This window comes from Actinomadura sp. NEAU-AAG7 (assembly GCF_018603865.1).
Taxonomy (GTDB): domain Bacteria; phylum Actinomycetota; class Actinomycetes; order Streptosporangiales; family Streptosporangiaceae; genus Spirillospora; species Spirillospora litoris.
This window is the reverse complement of record NZ_JAHFZY010000007.1, coordinates 178,666-198,383: the sequence shown is the minus strand read 5'-3', so window position 1 is coordinate 198,383 and position 19,718 is coordinate 178,666. Positions and strand designations below refer to the sequence as shown.

General features: G+C 66.5%; 19 protein-coding genes, 1 tRNA gene and 4 pseudogenes. 17 read left to right on the top strand and 7 right to left on the bottom strand.

Translation table 11 applies throughout. The features are described from left to right. Window positions 1-10: 10 nt before the first annotated feature. The gene (locus tag KLI87_RS30425) at window positions 11-328 is read right to left on the bottom strand and encodes a multidrug efflux SMR transporter (protein WP_156218596.1); all 318 of its coding nucleotides are present in this window, start codon (window positions 326-328) and stop codon (window positions 11-13) included. Further along, complete coding sequence (locus KLI87_RS30420) at window positions 328-1,071, bottom strand: SDR family oxidoreductase (RefSeq protein WP_214619824.1); 744 nt, start codon at window positions 1,069-1,071, stop codon at window positions 328-330. The genes KLI87_RS30425 and KLI87_RS30420 overlap by 1 nt, the downstream gene beginning before the upstream one ends. A gap of 104 nt (window positions 1,072-1,175) precedes the next feature. On the opposite strand from KLI87_RS30420, the gene KLI87_RS30415 reads away from it, so the two are divergent. Both KLI87_RS30415 and sthA read left to right on the top strand, forming a co-directional pair. Then, window positions 1,176-1,784 carry a TetR/AcrR family transcriptional regulator gene (locus KLI87_RS30415; protein ID WP_214619823.1) on the top strand — a complete coding sequence of 203 codons (609 nt, stop codon included), beginning with the start codon at window positions 1,176-1,178 and terminating at the stop codon, window positions 1,782-1,784. 50 nt (window positions 1,785-1,834) lie between these two features. After that, window positions 1,835-3,238 (top strand): Si-specific NAD(P)(+) transhydrogenase, encoded by a 1,404-nt coding sequence (gene sthA / locus KLI87_RS30410; protein ID WP_214619822.1) that lies wholly within the window; start codon window positions 1,835-1,837, stop codon window positions 3,236-3,238. On the opposite strand, the gene KLI87_RS30405 is transcribed toward sthA, so the two are convergent. Continuing rightward, entirely contained in the window at window positions 3,239-3,658 is a 420-nt protein-coding gene (locus KLI87_RS30405) for an SsgA family sporulation/cell division regulator (RefSeq protein WP_156218592.1), read from the bottom strand. Window positions 3,659-3,958: 300 nt separating this feature from the next. Here KLI87_RS30405 and KLI87_RS40495 point away from each other — a divergent pair, with 300 nt between their 5' ends. Both KLI87_RS40495 and KLI87_RS30395 read left to right on the top strand, forming a co-directional pair. Beyond that, a complete protein-coding gene (locus KLI87_RS40495; RefSeq protein ID WP_214619821.1) occupies window positions 3,959-4,375 on the top strand; it encodes a PGPGW domain-containing protein in 417 nt (138 codons plus the stop codon). 93 nt (window positions 4,376-4,468) lie between these two features. After that, a tRNA-Val gene (locus KLI87_RS30395) sits at window positions 4,469-4,540 on the top strand. Window positions 4,541-4,729: 189 nt separating this feature from the next. Here the strand turns inward: KLI87_RS30395 and KLI87_RS30390 are convergent. Beyond that, on the bottom strand, window positions 4,730-4,987 hold the full coding sequence (locus KLI87_RS30390; RefSeq protein WP_214619820.1) for a hypothetical protein: 258 nt from the start codon (window positions 4,985-4,987) through the stop codon (window positions 4,730-4,732). Between the two features lie 157 nt (window positions 4,988-5,144). On the opposite strand from KLI87_RS30390, the pseudogene KLI87_RS40490 reads away from it, so the two are divergent. The 5 genes and pseudogenes from KLI87_RS40490 to KLI87_RS30370 all read left to right on the top strand — a co-directional run. Next, window positions 5,145-5,510: pseudogene (locus KLI87_RS40490) on the top strand (transposase); the annotation flags it as partial. Window positions 5,511-5,803: 293 nt separating this feature from the next. Beyond that, window positions 5,804-5,983 carry a hypothetical protein gene (locus KLI87_RS40485; protein ID WP_250904417.1) on the top strand — a complete coding sequence of 60 codons (180 nt, stop codon included), beginning with the start codon at window positions 5,804-5,806 and terminating at the stop codon, window positions 5,981-5,983. Between the two features lie 12 nt (window positions 5,984-5,995). Next, window positions 5,996-6,271, top strand: coding sequence for a hypothetical protein (locus KLI87_RS40480; RefSeq protein WP_308166356.1), 276 nt, complete (start codon window positions 5,996-5,998; stop codon window positions 6,269-6,271). 142 nt (window positions 6,272-6,413) lie between these two features. Then, complete coding sequence (locus KLI87_RS30375) at window positions 6,414-8,072, top strand: hypothetical protein (protein ID WP_214619818.1); 1,659 nt, start codon at window positions 6,414-6,416, stop codon at window positions 8,070-8,072. 560 nt (window positions 8,073-8,632) lie between these two features. After that, window positions 8,633-9,925 (top strand): helix-turn-helix domain-containing protein, encoded by a 1,293-nt coding sequence (locus KLI87_RS30370; protein ID WP_214619817.1) that lies wholly within the window; start codon window positions 8,633-8,635, stop codon window positions 9,923-9,925. Window positions 9,926-10,552: 627 nt separating this feature from the next. Here KLI87_RS30370 and KLI87_RS30365 read toward each other — a convergent pair. Both KLI87_RS30365 and KLI87_RS30360 read right to left on the bottom strand, forming a co-directional pair. Beyond that, the gene (locus tag KLI87_RS30365; protein ID WP_214619816.1) at window positions 10,553-12,004 is read right to left on the bottom strand and encodes a site-specific integrase; all 1,452 of its coding nucleotides are present in this window, start codon (window positions 12,002-12,004) and stop codon (window positions 10,553-10,555) included. Between the two features lie 5 nt (window positions 12,005-12,009). Beyond that, a complete protein-coding gene (locus tag KLI87_RS30360; protein ID WP_250904416.1) occupies window positions 12,010-12,276 on the bottom strand; it encodes a helix-turn-helix domain-containing protein in 267 nt (88 codons plus the stop codon). A 1,904-nt stretch (window positions 12,277-14,180) separates the two neighbouring features. On the opposite strand from KLI87_RS30360, the pseudogene KLI87_RS41950 reads away from it, so the two are divergent. Continuing rightward, window positions 14,181-14,396, top strand: a pseudogene (locus KLI87_RS41950) (helix-turn-helix domain-containing protein); the annotation flags it as partial. 640 nt (window positions 14,397-15,036) lie between these two features. Here KLI87_RS41950 and KLI87_RS41945 read toward each other — a convergent pair. Continuing rightward, window positions 15,037-15,306 carry a DEAD/DEAH box helicase family protein gene (locus tag KLI87_RS41945; protein ID WP_214619815.1) on the bottom strand — a complete coding sequence of 90 codons (270 nt, stop codon included), beginning with the start codon at window positions 15,304-15,306 and terminating at the stop codon, window positions 15,037-15,039. Between the two features lie 815 nt (window positions 15,307-16,121). Here KLI87_RS41945 and KLI87_RS30345 point away from each other — a divergent pair. The 7 genes and pseudogenes from KLI87_RS30345 (at window position 16,122) to KLI87_RS41930 (ending at window position 19,541) form a co-directional block, all read left to right on the top strand. After that, window positions 16,122-16,502 carry a hypothetical protein gene (locus tag KLI87_RS30345; protein ID WP_156220863.1) on the top strand — a complete coding sequence of 127 codons (381 nt, stop codon included), beginning with the start codon at window positions 16,122-16,124 and terminating at the stop codon, window positions 16,500-16,502. Between the two features lie 716 nt (window positions 16,503-17,218). Further along, the gene (locus KLI87_RS30340; protein ID WP_214619814.1) at window positions 17,219-17,620 is read left to right on the top strand and encodes a hypothetical protein; all 402 of its coding nucleotides are present in this window, start codon (window positions 17,219-17,221) and stop codon (window positions 17,618-17,620) included. Next, a pseudogene (locus tag KLI87_RS41940) lies at window positions 17,542-17,970 on the top strand (NUDIX domain-containing protein); the annotation flags it as partial. The gene KLI87_RS30340 and the pseudogene KLI87_RS41940, both read left to right, overlap by 79 nt. A 55-nt stretch (window positions 17,971-18,025) precedes the next feature. Beyond that, window positions 18,026-18,310 carry a hypothetical protein gene (locus KLI87_RS40475; RefSeq protein ID WP_250904415.1) on the top strand — a complete coding sequence of 95 codons (285 nt, stop codon included), beginning with the start codon at window positions 18,026-18,028 and terminating at the stop codon, window positions 18,308-18,310. A 43-nt stretch (window positions 18,311-18,353) separates the two neighbouring features. After that, a complete protein-coding gene (locus tag KLI87_RS30330; RefSeq protein ID WP_214619812.1) occupies window positions 18,354-18,653 on the top strand; it encodes a hypothetical protein in 300 nt (99 codons plus the stop codon). Beyond that, window positions 18,650-19,197: pseudogene (locus KLI87_RS41935) on the top strand (UDP-N-acetylglucosamine 2-epimerase). Before KLI87_RS30330 ends, KLI87_RS41935 begins: the two are co-directional and overlap by 4 nt. Then, window positions 19,122-19,541 carry a UDP-N-acetylglucosamine 2-epimerase gene (locus KLI87_RS41930; protein WP_214620058.1) on the top strand — a complete coding sequence of 140 codons (420 nt, stop codon included), beginning with the start codon at window positions 19,122-19,124 and terminating at the stop codon, window positions 19,539-19,541. Before KLI87_RS41935 ends, KLI87_RS41930 begins: the two are co-directional and overlap by 76 nt. Window positions 19,542-19,718 lie beyond the last annotated feature (177 nt).

Genomic DNA, 19,718 nt, shown 5'->3' with positions numbered 1-19,718 from the left:
ATCCCTATTACTACCCTTCGACCACCTTCAGACCGATAACTCCGATCAGGATCAGGCCGAGGCAGGCCACCCGGGCCGGGGTGACGCTCTCGCCGAGTGCGATCATGCCCGTCACCGCCACGCCGAGCGACCCGAGCCCCACCCACACCGCGTAGGCGGTCCCGACCGGCAGGTCGCGCAGCGCCACCGACAGCACCACGACGCTGAGCAGCGCCACCGACAGCCCGATCACGCTCGGCCAGAGCCGGGTGAAGCCCTCCGACTGCTTGAGCGCGGTCGCCCACACCAGCTCCAGGAGCGCCGCGATCACCAGAACGATCCAGGGCATCAGGCCGCGTACCCCCCGTCGACCGCGATCGACGCACCGGTGACGTAGCCGCCGCCCGGCCCCGCCAGATGCGCGACCATCGCGGCGATCTCCTCGGCCCGCCCGTACCGGCCGAGCGCGGTGAACCCGCGCTCGAAGTCGGCGTCGGGGGAGTCGGCCGGGTTCATCTCGGTGTCGGTCGAGCCCGGCTGCACCACGTTCGCGGTGATCCCGCGCGGCCCGAGGTCGCGCGCCAGGCCGCGGGTCATGCCGATCAGCGCCGACTTGCTCATCGCGTACAGCGTCCACCCGGGGTAGGGGACGCGCTCGGCGAGGCTGCTGCCGATGCTCACGATCCGCCCGCCCTCGCCGAGGTGCCGCGCCGCCGCCTGCGCGGCGACGAACGCCGCCCGCACGTGGATGGCGAGCGTCCGGTCGATCTCCTCGGCCTGCACGTCCTCCAGCGGCCCGTACGGGGCGATGCCCGCGTTGTTGACCAGGACGTCGAGGCGGCCCAACTCCCGCGCCGCGGTGTCGACGGCGGACGCGACGGCCCCCGCGTCCGCGGCGTCCGCCTGGATCGCGAGGCCGCGCCGCCCCGCCGCCTCGATCTGCCGGACGACCTCCGCCGCCCGATCCGGCGCCCGCACATAGGTGATCGCGACGTCCGCGCCCTCGCGCGCCAGCCGCAGCGCGATCGCCGCGCCGATGCCGCGCCCGCCCCCGGTCACCAGAGCCGCCCGTCCCGCCAGATCCGCCGCCATATCGGCCTCCCAGTATGTGGAGAACATTCCGGTTAGTGAGATTAACCGGAGAAGTCTCCGGATACAACTCCCGCTACCCTGCTGTGTCGAGAGAGGGGGGCGGGATGCGGGAACTGCCGGTCGTGGGCCGTCCACCGGCCGAGCGGGCGGACGCGGCGCACAACCGCCGCCGCATCCTGCGCGCCGCCGCCGAGGTGATCGCCACCCGCGGCCCCGAGGCCGTCTCCATGGACGAGGTGGCCCGCGCCGCGGGCGTCGGCGTCGGCACCGTCTACCGCCGCTTCGGCGACCGGTCCCGCCTCGTCTACGCGGTGATCGACGACCGCGAGCGCGAGTTCCAGGCAGCCTTCCTCCAGGGCCCGCCGCCGCTCGGCCCCGGCGCCGCCCCCCGCGACCGCCTCCGCGCCTTCCTGCACGCCCTCACCGACCGCATCGAGGCCCAGGCGGACCTGCTGCTGATGGCCGAGTCCGGGCCCCCCGACGCCCGTTTCCGGGACGGCTCGTACGAGCTGTACAACCGGCACCTGGCGATGCTGATCCGCGCCGTCCGCCCCGGCGCCGACGCCCTCTACCTCGCCGACGCCCTCCTGGCCCCGCTCGCCGCGCACCTGTACGTCCACCAGCGCCGCACCCGCGGCATGCCGGTCGAGCGGATCAAGGCGGGCCTGGACGACCTCCTCTCCGGCCTCGGCACCGGCGAAAACCCTGATTAATCCCTGTAAGGGGTTCGACCGGGCCGCGCGCTCCCGCCAGACTGGGGTGCGTGACTGACTTCGATCTCCTCGTGCTCGGGTCCGGCCCCGGCGGGCAGCGCGCGGCCATCGCCGCCGCCAAGCTCGGCCGCCGCGTCGCCATCGTCGACCGCCGCGACATGGTGGGCGGCGTCTGCATCAACACCGGGACGATCCCGTCCAAGACGCTCCGCGAGGCCGTCCTGTACCTGACGGGCCTCAACCAGCGCGAGCTGTACGGGCAGAGCTACCGGGTCAAGGACGAGATCACCGTCGCCGACCTCGGCATGCGCACCCAGCACGTCATCGGACGCGAGATCGACGTCATCCGCAGCCAGCTCGCCCGCAACCACGTCACGCTCCTCCAGGGCACGGGCCGCTTCCTGGAGCCGAACACCATCGGCGTCAGCAACGGCGCGGAGCGCGAGACCAAGGTCACCGCCGACCGCATCGTGATCGCGACCGGCACGACCCCCGCCCGGCCCGCCACCGTCGAGTTCGACGAGCGCACGGTGATCGACTCCGACGGCATCCTCCACCTGGACCGCGTCCCCGAGACCATGGTCGTCGTCGGCGCCGGGGTGATCGGCATCGAGTACGCCTCGATGTTCGCCGCGCTCGGCACCAAGGTGACCGTCGTCGAGCGGCGCGAGCGGATGCTGGAGTTCTGCGACCTGGAGATCGTCGAGGCCCTCAAGTACCACCTGCGCGACCTCGCGGTCACCTTCCGGTTCGGCGAGAGCGTCGCGTCGGTCGAGCGGATGCCGGGCGGCGCGATCACCGTCCTGGAGAGCGGCAAGCGCATCCCCGCCGACACCGTCATGTACTCCGCCGGACGCCAGGGCATGACCGGCGCGCTGGGGCTGGAGGCCGCCGGGCTCACCGCCGACCGGCGCGGCCGGATCAAGGTCGACGAGAACTACCGCACCGAGGTCCCGCACGTCTACGCGGTCGGCGACGTGATCGGCTTCCCGTCCCTGGCCGCCACCTCGATGGAGCAGGGCCGCCTCGCCGCCCACCACGCCTGCGGCGAGCCCGTCGAGGAGATCCTCGACCTCCAGCCCATCGGCATCTACACGATCCCCGAGATCAGCTTCGTCGGCCGCACCGAGGACGCGCTCACCGAGGCGAAGATCCCCTTCGAGGTCGGCGTGTCCCGCTACCGCGAGCTGGCCCGCGGCCAGATCATCGGCGACTCCTACGGGATGCTCAAGCTCCTGGTCTCACCCGAGGACCGCACGCTCCTCGGCGTCCACGTCTTCGGGACGGGCGCCACCGAACTCGTCCACATCGGTCAGACCGTGATGGGCTGCGGCGGCACCGTCGACTACCTGGTCAACGCGGTGTTCAACTACCCCACGCTGGCCGAGTCCTACAAGGTCGCCGCCCTCGACGCCACCAACAAGATGCGCCACATCGCCCGCCTCACCCGGTGATCACGAGGGCCAGAGCAGGTTCTCCAGCTCGGCGTCGATGTCGATGAACTCGGTCTCCCGCCCCGCCGGCACGGCCTGGTACGTCCGGTGCAGGAAGTCGGCGAGGGGGGACAGGGGCACCTCGAACAGCGCGTTGCCGAACGGGGACGACAGCGCGATGTTCAACGTGGTGTCATCGTCCGGCGCCCCCGGCCAGACCTCCACGTCGCCGTCGCCGACCCTGCGCACGATGCCCACCGTCAGCAGCTCCCGCGCGAAGATCCACTCCACCGGTTCGTCGTCGCCGACGTAGAAGGCCATCCGGATGGCGTACGGGTCGTCCGCCGCGTACTCCAGCCCGGCGAGCAGGGGAACGGTCGTGCGGTCGGGGACGACGAGACGAAGGCCCAGCTCTGCTGAGACGGTGGTGCTGCTGTCCATGGCCATTCCTTCACACGTCGGTGCCGCTGCCTCACGCACGCTCCGGTGAGTCGCGCTGGTTTCCCTCTCACGGATGTCCCCGCGATCTATGACGCCTAACTGCCGGAACTCGGCCGAACATTCCGCCGCCCCCCGGCTGTGTGATCCATCTCACTGACCTAAAAGTACCTCCTGACCTGGGCAAAAGCGGATCATCAGGGCGATCTTCAACCCTCCCGCCTGGGGCATGTGTCACGATCGAGGGGGTACGTGGAACGCTCCAGTCGGCGCCTGGCCGACCCGCTGCCTTAAGGTAAAAACGTGGCAATAAACAATGAAAAGGACGCGGAAGCGGGCGCCTTCCACCGGTTCCGCGAGCGGGTCAGGCGCAACACGATCCTCAACACCGCCTGGCGCGTCGGCGTCTTCACCGTCGGCGCCACCGTCCTCGTGGGCGGCCTGGTGATGATGGTCACCCCCGGACCGGGCATCGTCGCCATCGTCCTCGGCCTGGCGATCCTCGCCACCGAGTTCGCCTGGGCCCAGCGTGCCCTGGGCCGCGCCAAGGCCGCCGCCGAGCGCGCCAAGGAGAAGGCCCTGGACCCCCGCAAGAAGCGCCGCAACACCATCCTCGCCGTGCTGACGGGCCTCCTGGCCGGCGCCGCCGTGATCGCCTACCTGGTGGTCTACGGCTTCAACCTCCCCTGGAACGTGGAAGACCCGACCTTCTGGAACTGACGGCCGACCGCGCCCCCGAAACCGACGCGCGACCATCCCCCCGCATGCGCTAGAGTTTCCGACGTCGGCCACCCCCACACGACCGACGAGCAAGGGCGATTAGCTCAGTGGGAGAGCGCTTCGTTCACACCGAAGAGGCCACTGGTTCGAACCCAGTATCGCCCACCCCTACCACACCGACCTTCCCGCACTCCGGCCCCACTGCCCGAGTGATCAACTGGGAGGAATCTGGGAGATCATCTCCCTCCCAGCCAAATGAGGTCACGAGAAGCTCTCCTGTTGCGTCACTCTCCGTAGTTGGAGGCAAGGTGGAAGGACTGTGCCCGACTCCACCCCGCCTCCGGCTACACCGCGCTAGGCGCTCACGGCTTTGAGCTCGGGTCTCCTCTTCTTCTGCTGAGCGGCTTCCAGAAGCTCGTTGAGTAGCGGCACCGAGGACGTCGCGCTGAGTAGGAGCCTCTCGCGCAGAGCCTCCTCCCACCGCCGTTGGAGCTTGGCCTTCAGTTCGATTCGCATGGCGTCGGAGACATAGGAGTACACGCCGCGAATGCCCGGGAGGGCGTGCCCCAGCCGCTCGGCTTGAAGCACCTCGGGCACTCCGTCCTCGATCATCCAGGTCTCGTGACCGTGCCGCAGCCCGTGCGGGGTGAGGCCTTGCAGAAGCGGGAGCCACACTGACGGCGAGTCCTCTCCGATGAGCTGCCCCGGATTTGGTGAAGTCCTTCAAGCCAGTCATGATCTTGGCTGGTAGGGAGGGGAACGTCCGTCGATGGCGGCACCACGTAGGTACCCCGGAAGCTCCGTGACCGGGCCGTGCGGCTGGCGCTGGAGTCCGACCGACCGACCGATCGCGCAGATCGCTGCGGATATGAGTATCCACCGCGAGGCGCTGCGCATCTGGGTGCGTCAGGCCGAGGCCGATGCGGGCAAGTGTCCTGAACAGGTCACTTCGGCTGAGCGCGAGGAGCTCAAGCGGCTGCGTAAGGAGAACTCCGAGCTCAAGCGAGCTAACGAGATCCTCAAGGCCGCCAGCACGTTTTTTCGCCGCCGAGCTCGGCCGGCCCCGGACGAAGTGGTCGCCTTGGTCGATCACCTTCGCGACCGCTTCGGGGTCGAGCCGGTGTGCCAGGTCCTGGACCTGTTCCCGGGCACCTAGTACGGCCGCAAACGCCGGGCGCCCTCGGCCCGTGACCAGCGCGATGCGCTGTTGCTTGAGCAGATCACCCAGATGCACGCCGCCAACTACGGCGTCTATGGCGCTCGCCGCGTCCACCGGCAGTTGCAGCGGCAGGGTGTGCAGACGGAGGCAACCGCCGAGCGCCTGGCGGAGCTGGAGGTCTGGCTTCAAGCTCGGACGGTCAAGGCAGCCCCGACTGGGCGCAACTTCCTGGCCGCGTACGGGCAATCAAATACGGCAAGCTGCTGTACATGGCCGTCCCCCGCATGGCCAGCCTTCAGCCGTTCTACCTCCTCGATCCCGCCACTCTCACCATGCCGCCCGAGCAGGCTGCCGACAAGACTGGTGCCTACGAGGTCGCATGTCGTGTCGGCGTCGAGGGCATGCGGCCGATCGACGTGGCTATCTGCGGCAGCGTGGCCGTCAACTAGTCGGGGGCGCGCATTGGCAAGAGGGCGGGGTACTCTGACCTAGAGATAGCGCTGCTCATTGAGGCCGGGCTCGTCACCGAGCGGACGACCATCGTGGCGCCCGTCCACCAGCTCCAGGTGGTAGACGAGGAGATCCCGGAGACTGAGCATGACTTCAGCGTCGACCTCATCGTTACGCCGGATCAGGTGATCCGCTGCCCTAACCCTCGCTGGCAGCATGGTGTGATCTGGGAGGACTTGACCCCGGAGAAGATCGCGGCGATTCCGGTGTTGGGGAGTCGGCGGTAGCGCAGGCTACTTCTATTCTGCGCTTCCTCGGGCTCCTGATAATTCTAACGATGAGCTCAGTAGGCACTGATAAAATAGTGATGTGAGTGTGGAAATAACGAGATCACGGGTAGGTTATCTACCTTCGGGTGGAGCGCTTGCGTTGCTCACCATCCCATATATCTTCACGCAGGATGACCTGCTAACGGCTGACGGCTTCCTCAAGAAGGCGAAGGAGCGCGGGCATAAGCTCACGCTTGACGACCTGCAGATGTTCCACAGCCACCGCTTGCTTCTCCCGCTCTACCGTGTGAGCGACACACCGGTGGTGGGACATAAAATCGCTGTCGAGCCTGACGGTGGCATGAACGCGCGGGGCTGGACGATCGACGCGGCAGCAGATGGTCGCCTGCGGGATCCTGCTGAGGAAGGCTATTCGGCTGCATGGCCGTACAGGCGGCCGAGGAACGAAGACTTCGACCACTGGTGGAATGGCTTCGTCTATTCGCCGTGGCAGTTGTTCCATATCGATGCGGCGGTGAGTGAATTCCAATTTATCAGGGACGGATGGCATCCGCCCGTACACAACAACCGCTATTGGCGACAGTGCCGTCGACTTACTTTGGTTCTTGCGGCCCTAGCGACACGTTATCTCCCGGCCATTCTTGGTCGGCTCAGTATGCCCAACATGGCCGGTGACGCGGGGCTGCGGGCGTACCGGGCTACCGTCGACGTGCAGGCGTTGCTCAAGCTGGTCGGCTTTAGCCCGACCGAGCTGAGCGGCACGGCGGATACGCTTCTCATGCAAGCTGGCAGTGAACCGCTGGCCAAGTGGCTGCCCTTGCTGCGGTATGCCCGATACAAGGGTTGGTCCAAGCTTCGAGGTGAGCCCCTTGATGCCATGTGGCAGCGAGTTGCCGCGGAGATACTGCTGCGCGCACACGAAGATCTCGCGGCGGATGGGGTTCTTGAACCGCTGCCAGATCTGAGCGGCAGTGGATGGCATGCACCGCAGCACGATCGTCTCACTCCCCGGCACGCCGAAGCGCAGACACTTGAGCGAGCACTTGCTGAGTTCGGCCTGTCCCCGCACCCTAAGGTGATCCTCTTGGTTGAGGGCGAAACCGAGTTCGATCACGTCCCCAAGCTGCTGACAGAGTTTGGTATTACCCAGCCGCAGCAAGTGCGGGTGCAGCGAACAAAAAGCTCGAAGGTCAACGTACATCTCATCGCCCGCTATGGGGTCACGCCTCGTGTCGGCCGCAAGTTTGGTGACGGCTGGCTGCTCGATGCCTCCCCAACCGCGCTTATGATTGCGATGGACGCCGAGAACGATTTTGAGACCGAATTCAAGCGGGATAAACTCCGGCGCAAGCTACAAGAGGCCATCCGAGAAGAAGTGCAGTACCAGGATGCAGATATCAGCCAGGTCGAGCTCGACCACCTGGTGCACGTCCAAGTCTGGGGCGAGGACAAGTACGAACTCGCTAATTTCACAGATGATGAGCTGGTGCCCGCTATTACAATCCTGGCAATCAGTCAGCAGAACCAACGGGTGAGCTCAGCAACGTGGGAGCAAGACCTGCGAACAGAGCTTCAGGCTGCACGTGCTGCCCATGCGGATATCAAGGTCCCAATGGGGAGGATGCGAGTACGAGAACAGAAGACTAAGCTCGCCGAGATACTTTGGCCGGTTCTGCTCGCCAAGTGCGAAGCCGAGTATGTGGCGGACCGCATCGAAACGCCGGTGCTGAACCTTGTTGTCGAGGTTCGGAAGTTGGTCGCGCAGATGACGGGAGTCTTCGCGCTCAAGGGGCCGTGAGTGTCCTCGCCAGCGAGCTATTCGCCGGGCTTCCCCTACCGGCCACCCCGGCTAGGACTACCTTCTGGCTTCCCAGCCAGCGCATTGGCCGTCGTTCCCAGTGCTCTTGCAATGGCCTCACGGCATTTTTGTAATCTACGTTCCTCTTCCTCGATGCCTGCCATGGCTTGAGCGCGTATCTCCTCGTCGGCGAGCTTGCTACTGATCCAGCCTTGCAGGGCTTCTTCCCCTACCTAATTGATGGTTTGGCTGGTAAGTTGGCGCAGTCCTTCAACCTGCTCTCGCAAGGTTGAATCGATGCGCGGGGCAAAGGCAACAAGCTTTCGTTCGGCCTCTTCCAGTGGCATTGGTGGTTGCGTGCCTGGTGATTGTTCCCCCATGTAAGCCCTCTCTTTTGGTAATAGTATACGGTCTAATTTATAGCGGAATTTGTGGAGTGATTCAAATATTCAACGGTAGTTACTATGAACTTTGCTCAGTCTCGGCGCGGTGACGATCCCCCACGCTACGTCAGCGATAACTGAGTGACTCGTCGCTTCGGGTAGGGATAGGCTAGTCACATGCTTGTCAGCCCAAGCCTCTACGATGCACCAGCCGACCAGATCACCTACGACATGGTGCGTGACTTCGTGTTGGCTGCCGAACAGGCCAACCTGCTTACAGAGTCGCTGACGTTGGAGCTCAAGCGCGAGCGTAGTGGCCGTAACGTGGTCGAAGCTGTGCAGGCGCTGTCCAACGCAGACGGCGGTCTCGTCCTTGTAGGAGTATCAGAAGAGCTTACAGGCGATGCTCGTCTTGTAGGAGTATCAAAGCGCGAGCCGGATGCTCTGGTCACCCAAATGCGCAGCCTAATGCCGACGGCACTGCCGGAGGTGATTCCGGTTAAAGTTCCGAACACCGATAGACTTGTCGTAATTCTGCGAGTAGATGCAGACGCCGTACCTCATCCTGTGGTGGTCAATGGTGAGGTCAGATATCGGATTCCCGGCCAGAACGCCGTTGCCGACCGCCAGCGCATTATTGACCTGGTCGCCCGCGACAGTGCGCCGTATCAGAATCCACAGTTTGAGGTAGACAATCGCTCTCAGCCAAATGACCCGACAAGGTATCCACTCTGGTCGGAGGAGGAGCCGCGAGAGATAGCCACCATCCGTCTTCAGGGCGGGCTTACCTTGCCGTACCGAGTGCTGGAACAACCATGGCTAGGCTCGGCGGCTCGGAAAGCTGCACTTGATACCCTCATCCATTCCCCAATCCCTACCGAGGTTTGGGGCCTGGCTCCGCAGCAGGAAGCGTCTCCGCTCGGCTGGCGGGTAAATGAGGCTACATCTACGTGGTTCAAGATGAGCGCGCCTGCTGGCGGGAGGGTCTTCACCGCGGGCGAGGTGCCTGTTACAGCAGCGGCGTACCTCAGTCTTGCAGGCCGCGAACTATCGCTACTGCTCGGTCTGCGTTACTACGACCAGTCGGGCAAGGTTGTGCCGATCGGTCTGAGTGATCTCTACCATGCGGTGCTTGCCGAACTATTGACAATCACGGGTGTGTGCATGGCCGTTGCGGAATCTATGGCTGCGGCTGAGCCAAGCGAACTACATATGTTTCGGGGCTGGATTCAGCCCGCTAAAGACTACCGCGTAACGTCTGTGCTCAACATAAATGATTACGCCAGAGACAGTACCGAGCACCCTCCGAGTGGCTACTTTCCCCGTGCGAGATCTAGAGGCCGGACCGTAGACGATCTGGACGGGCTGACTCGGGACTGGATCACGATGCTGGTGCTTGATCTCGGCCTGCGTGATTTTGAGGGCGCCTTGGCGGAGATTGCTCTTCCGGATTGGGGCAGTGGAGTTTAGGAATCGTCCGTAGACGGATTGCATGTCTGACACCACTCGGTGATCGTCTGGGGATCGATGTTGTATTCCGCGCCGATCTTTATGCTATCTCGCTTGAGATTCAAGCGATAGCGTGTTCCTTAAAAGTTGGTATGGTAGCTCGCGCGCAATGGGCCAAACCCGATGTGGCTCCACAACTCAAGTATCTGACCTTGGCTCTGGCTGTATCGGCACTGTGATCCACCTATCCATAGCGAACCGCCTGGAATGCTATGGACATCTGCGAGGTGGTGCTCCATTGCGACGATGTCAAGTCGCAGGGATAGGTTGCTTGGCACGCTCTTGCGGTGTGCGCTCTGGCGCAGGTGGCAGGGGGTCTGTCGGTGCGGGCAACTTCCTCAACAGTGCCTCTAGGGCATGGGCTTGGGTATAGGGGTTAGACAGGGGTTGCGTAAGGGTCACCCTGGCCACACCGGCCTTCCCGCGCTCCGGCCCCAGCGCCCGGGTGATTAACTGGGAGGAATCTGGGAGATCATCTCTCTCCCAGCCAAATGAGGTCACGAGAAGCTTTCCTGTTGCGTCACTCTGCGTAGTCGAAGGTGGGGTGGCAGGCTGTGTCGACTCCACCCCACCTCGGGCTACACCGCCCTAGACACTCACAGGTATGAGTTCGGGTCTCCTCTTCTTCTGTTGAGCGGTTTCCAGGAGCTCGTTGAGTAGCGGCACCGGGGACGAAGCACTGAGTAGGAGCCTCTCGCGCAGTGCCTCCTCCCACCGCCTTTGGAGCTTGGCCTTCAGTTCGGTTCGCATGGTGTCGGAGACATGGGAGTACACGCCGCGAATGCCTGGGAGGGTGTGTCCTAGCCGCTCGGCTTGAAGCACTTCGGGCACTCCGTCCTCGATCATCCAGGTCTTGTGACCGTGGCGCAGTCCGTGTGGTGTGAGCCCCTCCAGGAGCGGGAGCCACACCGACGGCGAGTCCTTTTCGGTGGTGATGCGGACTCCCTTGCCTCTGGGCGGATGGAACGGCTGCCCTGCCATGGCATTAGGCCAGGCAGGGAGCGGGACTCCCGGCCACACATTGGTGTCCACCAGTACACGCTTACCGGCCATGCGGGTGCCTTTGGGGTACTGGCCGTCCGCCGCCGGCTGGAAGACGCGCCGTGCGTAGGTGGAGCGCCGGTGATGCCCGCCGCCGGGGCCGAGGAACAGATACTGTCCCTGGCCGCCGCATTCGGGCTTGCGACCAGGACATGTGCAGCGCCCAGGGGTACAGGTGCTCTGTCCTGACAGCAGCGCCGAGAGGAAGGTCGGTAGGTCGACCGGACGATGGGAGTCGTCCTTGGGCGGGACCTTCTCCACCCGACCGGCCAGTTCGCGGAGCTGCCAGTCGATCCGGATCTGATCGAGGCGGCAGGCGGGCCGCTCCAGCCCGTTCACCTCGCCCCACCGTACGCCGGTGTAGGCGACCATGACGATCATGACGAAGTCGTCGTCCCGCCCCGAGAGCAGGGCACAGCGCTCGGCCAACAGGAGCGCCTGCAACGGCGTCGCCCAGACCTTCTCGGGCCCTCGGACGGAGATGGCGCGGCGGGCTCGCTTGCGGCCACGTCCACGCCGCTTGACCGCGACGTTCGTCGGGACCAGCCCACGTTCCTTGGCGTCGCCGAGGATCGTTCCAAGCAGGGATCGGGCATCGGCCGCGGTCCGGTGGGAGAAGCCGCCGGTCCGCGTCCGTTTCTCCCACGCGACGATCTCCTCCGGGCTGGTGAACGTGCTGACGGGTCGGTTGCCGAACGCTGGGAGGATGTGGTGATCGATCAGGTATCGGTACTTGGCCTCGGTGGTCGCTTCCAAGTCCTGCCCTGCCCACCACAGCTCCACCCAGTCCGCTAGTAACGCGGCCCCGTCACGGGGGTCGCTCCAGCTATGTCGTCGGATCCCGGTCTCCTGTTCCTGTCCCCACTGCAGCGCGGCGGTCTTGGTGTCGAAGCCCGACTCTGACGCGCTGCTGCCGTCCGGCCGTACATACCGGACCCGCCATTTGCTTCCCCGCTTCTCGGCATACGCCATGACGTATTCCTCCTTGGTGGTCGACATGTCACTCAGGGGCAGGCGCGCCCCCGACGGCCGAGCGGCTGCTTAGCCCCGGCCGTGATGATCGCGGCCACATCGCGTTCGCTGAACCGCAGATGCTTCCCAATGAAGGTGCAAGGGATCACCCGTGCACTGGCCTTCTTGCGCAGCCATGATTCGCGCACCCGCAGCATCGCCGCCGCCTCGGCGGGCGTGTACAACCGAACGTCCGTTCCCTTGCCGTCCTTCGAGTCCGCAGAATGCCGCTGACCGCTTCTCCTGCCCTGCAAGGTCATATCTCGCTACTCCGCCAGGCCGTAGAGCAGAGGCTAGGAGGCCACCACACTGCGGCTCGAACATAGAGACGGGCACCTCTCGCGAGCGTTGAACAACCTTGACACTAATTTTACACAGAGAGTAGTTGTATGAGGTTGTTCTGTGGCGGAGTGTCATTGACCTGCGACGCTGATGCCGCGGATCCTGCGCGCTCGTGCCCCGGACAGGGGGGCGACATCGGAGGACGGACAGACGTTCCTTCTGACCGCAGCCGCCTCCCGTTACCTGTGCCCTAGTTCGGTCCGGATGTCGTCGCTCGGTGCCTTAGGGGGACGGGTGCGGTGTATCCCAAGGCTGACCCAGCACGGGCACGAGCCCTCCGCTGGAGGCTCCGCTGGCGCGGGGCAAGAAATGGAAATCGTGCACATATGGCGGCTGGACCGGGCGCGGTCCAGCGTGTGGTGGGGATCGGGCGCGATCCGGGAAGCGGAGGCCGCAGCAGGCGGCGGTGTTGTCGCGGCGTACGTGTCGGACGCCGCGGCGGGCACGGGGGCGAGGCTCCCGTTATCGGTGGACGAGGATGCGTTGTCGTGAGGGCTGCGGCGGGTTGACCGGATGGCGGTCGGTGCGTATCCGGTGGTGGCGCTGGCTTATAGCTGCTCAACTGCAGTACGCGTTGCGGGAGGCGTGGGCGACGGTCTACGACCTGACCGACGGACTGGGCTGCCGCCTTTCTTGATCCCGTGATCGAGCGTTGATCGGAAAGGATCTGCCTGGCGTACGGGTTCAGGGCCTGATTCGGTGTCTGTAGAGGGTGGGGCGACACGGGGAGCATCGCGATCCGCCACATCGTGACGGGCTTTCGGAGTGCGGCTGATCTGGAGCCGGCTCTGCGCGCGGACGGTAGTCGAGATTTCCGGTGGCGTTGGTGGGGGGAGTGCGACCACCGGAAGCAGGTGTGGCATCTGTCGGTTCGCGCGGCGCCTGAGGATCCGATTCTGAGTGATCGGCAGTGGGCGGAGGTCGCGGGCGAGTTGATGGCTCGGACCGGGCTTTCGCCGGACGGGAATGAGGACGGCGTCCGGTGGGTCGCTGTTCTCCATGCCGAGGACCACACCCACATCGTGGCGACCTTGGCGAGGACGGACGGAGTACGCCCGAGCTGTGGAACAACGGGTATCGGGTGTGGGACGCCTGCCGCGTGGCGCAGCGGCGATTCGGGTTGCGGTCCACGGCTCTGGCGGATTGGACGGCGGCGCGGCGGCCCGCACGTGCCGAGACCGAGAAGGCCGAACGTGTCGGACACGCTGAACAGGCGTGAGACGTCCTGCGGCGGCAAGTGGTCACCGCGGCGGGGGGCGGACGGAAGGCGACCTTTTCGCTCTTCTTCGCCGAACTGAAGACGAAGGGGCTTTTGGTCCGCAGGCGTTTCAGTTCACGGTTGGCTAGCGAGGTCACCGGCTATGGCGTGGCGTCGTCCGATAATCCGGGCTCGTCTGGTTGGCCCGTCTGATTCGGCGGAGGGAAGCTGGCGAGCGACCTCAATCTGGCCAGGACCCGTTCCCGATGGAGCGCGGAGGGCGCTGGCCGTCCATTGTCTGGACAGTACCTGTCGGCGCGGACGTACCGGTCGTCGCGTTCGATCACCTGCCGATGCGTTCCGGGCCGGGCCCCGGCTCGGTAGCAGTCGATCAGCATCTGCCCGAACCCGTCACCGCGCGGCAGGGCGGGCAGGAGCGGCGGGGATGGATCCACAGCGGTCGGAGGCATCGCATCTCTCCTTGGCGGGCGCGCGGTTGTGGAGCGGCGGTCGCATCCACCAGACGCCGGACCGGGAAGGTGAGACCATCGTGAACGGCGCTCATTCACACCTCACTCCCGCTCATCACGCCCGTTCACGCGGACTCACGGCAGGGAGTTCACGGTGGCCACCTCCGCGTCCGACCTCCCGCCCGGCACCACCAGGTTCGGGTTGGCGCTGAGCCGGTGGCGGCGCCAGCGGCGGATGACGATGCAGGTCCTCGCCGAGGCGATGAGCTACGACCGGTCCTACATCTCCCACATCGAGGCGGGCCGCGATCCCGCCTCGGCCGCCGTGGCCCGTGCGGCTGACCAGGCGCTGAGCGCGGGCGGTGAGTTGTGGCAGGCCTGGACCGCCGACCAACGCGACCGCACCGCCTCGAAAGGAACCGGCGATGGCGAGAGGGCGACGGTGACCTCACGTGGAGCCTCTCGGCTGGTGGTGGAGTCCGACGACACCGAGTTGCGCTATGACGGCTCGGTCTACACCGCGACGATGCGGCGGATGCTGGCCAACACCGGCCCCGCCCCGGTCACCCGCTATCTGGTTCGCATCTCCGTCGACCGCTATCCGGGCGATCCGGAGGCCTCCAACCGGCTCTATCGGGCGCGTTCGCTGACCTTTCAGGAGCTCGGGCTGAGCGCCCCCTGTGACGGTGAGCCGATGAATTGGCTGCCCAAACTGGACCGCGACTACTTCAAGGAAGTGTGGTTGCAGTTCGAGGACGATCAGGGCCGCTATCCGCCCTACCCCGGGCAGCGCGCCCAAGAGCAGTACACCAACACCGTTTCCGACCGGCAGTGGGGCTGCTGGTTCCAACGCGCTGTGCGGCTGTCCACGCTGCACTTGTTGGTGCGGCTGGTGTTCCCCGCCGAGCTGGGGCGAGCGTGTGGGGCACCGAAACCTCCACCACCGCCGAGGTGGCCGCGCTGCGCACCCCATCACCCATCACGCCACGATGCCGAGGGGGTGGACCGGTTCAAGTGGGCGACCCTCGACCCGTCGACCGGTACCCGCTACCGGCTGGAATGGCGTTTCCGCCACGACGACGCCGGCAACACCGCCACCGGCGCCACGCGCGGGCGGTCTGGGTCAGCAACTCCAGCGTCGACACCACGATCAGGACTCGCCCGTGCGCGGCCAGGGCCAGCGACGCCTCGGCCCCCACGTAGGTCTTACCAGTGCCGCACGCCGCGACAATCCGCGCCCGCCCACCCGCATGGCGCCACAGCGGGGCGACGTCGCTCATGGCCCGCTCAGGCAAGGCCCCTGCCCTGCTTGCAGGTGGTGGGAGGAGTTGGGGCGTGGCAGATCGGTCGCTGTTGCGGACTTATCATCGCCCTTGGGGAGTCGAGGGAGAACCTGACCCCTCATAGGGGTGATGAAGGGCGCAGACCCGAACCAGGCTGCGTGATCGGCTCGTGCCTGCTCCGGCGCCTCTGGAAGCGCGGCCGTGCCGGGAGGGCCAAAATACACCCTCCGGGCGTGGGGCCTTCGCACAGCGGCACCGGACTGGGGCGCCAGGGGACTCAATCTCCAAATGTTGGCTCCGTTCCATTCGGTGGGTTCGTAATATCGGCGACCGTCCCGGCCAGGAAGGGGTACTTCACGCGCTCCCGGCGACGATCTCGGTCTTGCCGTTCTTGCGCGCGAGGCCGATGTAGGCGATCCGGGAGCGGCGGACAAACATCCCGGTCTGCTCATCCCAGACCACGCCGCCGAATAGGAGCCGCAATGCCGTGCTCCTGCCCACGGCTAGCTCGAACGGCCTGCGCGACCATCACCCCTTGGTGCGCACCAGCAACTCGCGGAAGAACGCCACCACATGGTCGGCACGCGGCCCGCGGTATGGCCGCCTCGCTTACGGCAGGTCGTAGCGTCGAACGCCCGTCCGCAGGCCGGTGAACGTTGCGCCGTGGGCATGGCTTTGCTCCTGCGGAGACCATTGACCCCTGTGGTCACTGCGTGTTTCGTCGTGGCTGCTGAGCAACCTCAGTGCTGCGCGGAGGCGTGGATCGATCAGGGTCCCGTCCTGGGCGGCCCACCCGACCAAGGAGAAGCCTCATGCGGATACGAGCGATGGTCATCGCAGCCGTGCTGGCCGCCTCGTTAGTGCCCGCGACGGCGGCACAAGCCCGCCAACCGGCCGCCGCTCAACCGGCGGCCAATGGCGCCGCGTACGCGGCGCCGGTTACGCAAGCCGGTGGTCCCTATCGATGGGCCACTGCTGAAGACGCCTACTACCAACGTCGCCTCACGGTCTGCGCTGACAGTCTGGAGGTGCGCCACACCCGAGGCGGAGCCGCGTTCGGCTATCTCGGCAAGCCCCAGACGTTCACCGTTCAGGGCGTCGATGCCGAGTTCGGCAGCGAGTGGGTCTACGGATTCGCCTACGGCGACGTCAATGCCCATGGCTACGTCCAAAACGGCTGGTTCTGCCTATAACCCAGTAGCCGCGCGGCAGCGTACTCGGCGACCCTGCTCGGCTCCAAGGTGCACACGAGAGGCTGGGGGTCGAGCAGGGACGTGGTCTCCTCCTGCTGGGGTGTGCCGGCGCGCCCCGCGCCCCACGTCGCCCGCAGGGGTGCCAGGGGGACTCCGGTTCACGATGTTTTGCGCTGCTCACCCAGCCGGTGGAACAGGGGAATGGTCGCCGCGGGAGCGTGTTTACAGCAAGGCGGCGAGATCCCGCGCTCCAGGCGTCCGCCGGTGCCGCCGGACCAGCTCCACGGCGACGCCGCGGATGGAGGTGCGGTCCCGGACCTCGCCGGGTGCGTGCTGGTAGGCCGCCAGCAGCCGGGCGATCGCGGGTTCGGACTCGTGCCGCAGGACGTGTGCGCGGCCAGGTCGGTTTTACTAGCCTCGAATGCGTGACAGGCATGCTGCCACTGGGCTCTCACGTGGCGCACGTGTGCGTCATGTGAGTGTTCAGTGTTCCCTGTCTCGCTGACGGTGGGCTGGGAGTCAGCGGGCAGGCGCGTTGAGGCTGAGGATCTGGAGGAGGCTTTACCCCAGGTGCGCCATGCTTTGCAGTGGGTGAAAAGGGTGGGCACGACGGCGAGTACATTGCGTTCCCTGGAGCAGCCGACACGGCCGTCGAGGCGGCGCGGCGAATCCCCCCGCCAGTGGGTCGGAGCTAACCGGACGCCGTGGCGGCGGCGGTGATCGCAGCGCAGACCATCGAACTCGACCAGATCGGCTCGTTCGGTGTCGTCGACCTCGCCGTGCCCGGCGGCGACCGGGTCGCCGGGGTCCGGCAGCGCCCTGACCCCGACACCGTTGCGGAGCCGCTGGCGGTGGTGTCACGGCTGGTCCTGCGCCCGGTGATCCTTCCCCGGCTCACCGCCCGCCCGCACGTCGGCAGCGAAGTCGACCTCGGGCTGGCGGTCGCGGATCTGGCGGCCACCGGCGATGTCCGCGTGCACCGGCTCACCGGAACCTGGGTGACGGTCGGTGAGCCCCACCGCTACCGCCATGCTCTGCAATGCTGGCACGACCACTGCGCACCGGCACCGCCCGCCCCGGCGCCACGCCTCGGGAAGGACAGGCCCGCACCGTGCTGATCGACATCTACACCGACCGCAACACCCCCACTGGGAGCGCGGACAAGAACGCCGCCCACCAGCAAGGACTGTGGCATCGCACCTTCTCCTGCCTGGTCATCAACCCCGACATCCGCACCGTCCTGCTCCAGAAGAAGGCCCCGGGCCGGTATGCCTTCGACCGGCCCGACTACGCCGACTTCACCGTCGGCGGCCACTACCACGCAGGTGAAAGCCTCCCCGAGGGGATCCGGGAGCTCCGCGAAGAACTCGGCCTGAACATCGCCTACCAGGACCTGCAGCCCCTCGGGATCCGGCAGACCGCCGTCACCCTGGCCCCCACTTGGATCGAGAGGGAATTTCAGTACCGGCACCTGGCCGCCCTCACCCTCGACCTCACCGACATCCCGTTAGCAAGACGCGGAGGTGTCCGGGCTCGTCGAAGTCGACCTCGACGAGGCGATCGCCCTCACCACCACCCCCAGCACCGACACCGCCTCCGCCGACATCGCCTCCGCCGACATCACGGTGCCCGCCCGCTATCTCACCCGCGACCCCAACGGGCGCCAACACCGCATCCCGGAGGGCATCCTGTCGCGCGCCGACCTGGTCCCCAACTACCTGTCGGCCGACCTTGACCAGCTCTATCTGCGGATGTTCACCGCCGCCCACCACTACCTCGCCGGAGCATGCACCCACCTGTTCCGGTAGACCCGCCCCGACCGAACCATCTGCTCCCGCGAAGGAGGCGGCGATGCCCACCTTGCCTATTGCCTCTGCTCTAGCCGCTGGGCCCGACCGCTCGATCGCCTTCGTCTATGGCACCCGCCCCGGGCAGATCAAACTGTCGGTTCTGATCAATCTGCTCGGCGACCACGCCCGCCTCGTCCACACCGGCCAGCACTACGACCCCGACCTGGACACCCGCACCGGCGACCTGCCCCCGCCCCACCTGCGCCTGGCCGTCGGCGGCAGGACCCGAGGCGTCCAGATCGGCGCCGCCACCGCCAGCCTCACCCGCACTTTACCGCCGCCCCGCCCCGCCTGGTCATGATCCAAGGCGACACCAACGCCGCGCTCGCCGGCGCGCCGGCCGCCAACGCCAACAACCTGCCACTCCTGCACATCGAAGCCGGATTATGCAGCGGCGACCGGGCCATGCCCGAGGAACACAACCGGATCCTCATCGACTACCTCGCCGACCACTGCTGCGCCGCGACCCCGGCAACGCCGCCAGCCTGCGGGCCGAAGGGATCAGCGCCGACCGGATCACCCTGACCGGCAGCACCATCATCGAAGCCGTCCGCCTGGCGTCCCGCGACCCCGGCGCCGCAGCCGCCGCGCTCGGCCTTCCCGACGGGGAGCCCTACATCCTGGCCACCGCGCACCGCCCGGAGAACACCGACGCCCCCGACCGGCTCGCCGCCATCCTCACCGCGCTGGTCGGCCTGGCCCCCCGTCGTCCTCCCGCTGCACCCCCGCCCCCGCGACCGCGCCCACCCGCTTTGGACTCGCCCCGCTCCTGCGTCAGATCACCACCACCGCCCCGCTCACCTACCCCGCCTTCCTCTCCGCCGCCGAACACGCCGCCCTGCTGATCTCCGACTCCGGTGGCATCCAAGAAGAAGCCAGCGTGCTGCACATCCCGCTCATCGTGCTGCGCCGCGCCACCGAACGCCCCGAGGCCCTCGGCGCCCGCTGCGCGCTCACCAACGACCCCGCTCGACTCCGCCCTCTTGCAAGTGCCCACCTCGCCCACACCCTCATCCACCGGCCCACCCACCGCACAAGTCCCTTCGGTGACGGTCGCGCGTGCGCCCGCATCGCCGACCCCGCCCGACTGATCGCGACAGGCCCGTCTCCGCATCCCCGCCGCATCCAAAGGCCCTCCAACACTCATGAGGAGCACACCTGGACCAGTACAAGATGGCCACGGCCATGAGGAGCAGCACCGTCGCGCGTGGGGGGTGAGCGCCGACGGTGAGCGCGGGCAATGAGGCCGAGCCCAGCGGCGACCTGGCCGCACCACTTCCCGGACTTGTCCTTCCCGCAGGTGGGGCTGAGGCAGGAGCATTCCGCTGTCATCGGGGCCTTGCGTTTGCTCGCGGCCGCTGTGTTC

Coding starts and splice junctions, on each gene's coding strand:
- KLI87_RS30425 (WP_156218596.1), bottom strand. CDS start 328: ATGCCCTGGATCGTTCTGGTGATCGCGGCGCTCCTGGAGCTGGTGTGG.
- KLI87_RS30420 (WP_214619824.1), bottom strand. CDS start 1,071: ATGGCGGCGGATCTGGCGGGACGGGCGGCTCTGGTGACCGGGGGCGGG.
- KLI87_RS30415 (WP_214619823.1), top strand. CDS start 1,176: ATGCGGGAACTGCCGGTCGTGGGCCGTCCACCGGCCGAGCGGGCGGAC.
- KLI87_RS30405 (WP_156218592.1), bottom strand. CDS start 3,658: ATGGACAGCAGCACCACCGTCTCAGCAGAGCTGGGCCTTCGTCTCGTC.
- KLI87_RS30390 (WP_214619820.1), bottom strand. CDS start 4,987: ATGATCGAGGACGGAGTGCCCGAGGTGCTTCAAGCCGAGCGGCTGGGG.
- KLI87_RS40485 (WP_250904417.1), top strand. CDS start 5,804: ATGGCCGTCCCCCGCATGGCCAGCCTTCAGCCGTTCTACCTCCTCGAT.
- KLI87_RS30370 (WP_214619817.1), top strand. CDS start 8,633: ATGCTTGTCAGCCCAAGCCTCTACGATGCACCAGCCGACCAGATCACC.
- KLI87_RS30365 (WP_214619816.1), bottom strand. CDS start 12,004: ATGTCGACCACCAAGGAGGAATACGTCATGGCGTATGCCGAGAAGCGG.
- KLI87_RS30360 (WP_250904416.1), bottom strand. CDS start 12,276: ATGACCTTGCAGGGCAGGAGAAGCGGTCAGCGGCATTCTGCGGACTCG.
- KLI87_RS41945 (WP_214619815.1), bottom strand. CDS start 15,306: ATGAGCGACGTCGCCCCGCTGTGGCGCCATGCGGGTGGGCGGGCGCGG.
- KLI87_RS30345 (WP_156220863.1), top strand. CDS start 16,122: ATGCGGATACGAGCGATGGTCATCGCAGCCGTGCTGGCCGCCTCGTTA.
- KLI87_RS30330 (WP_214619812.1), top strand. CDS start 18,354: ATGCCCACCTTGCCTATTGCCTCTGCTCTAGCCGCTGGGCCCGACCGC.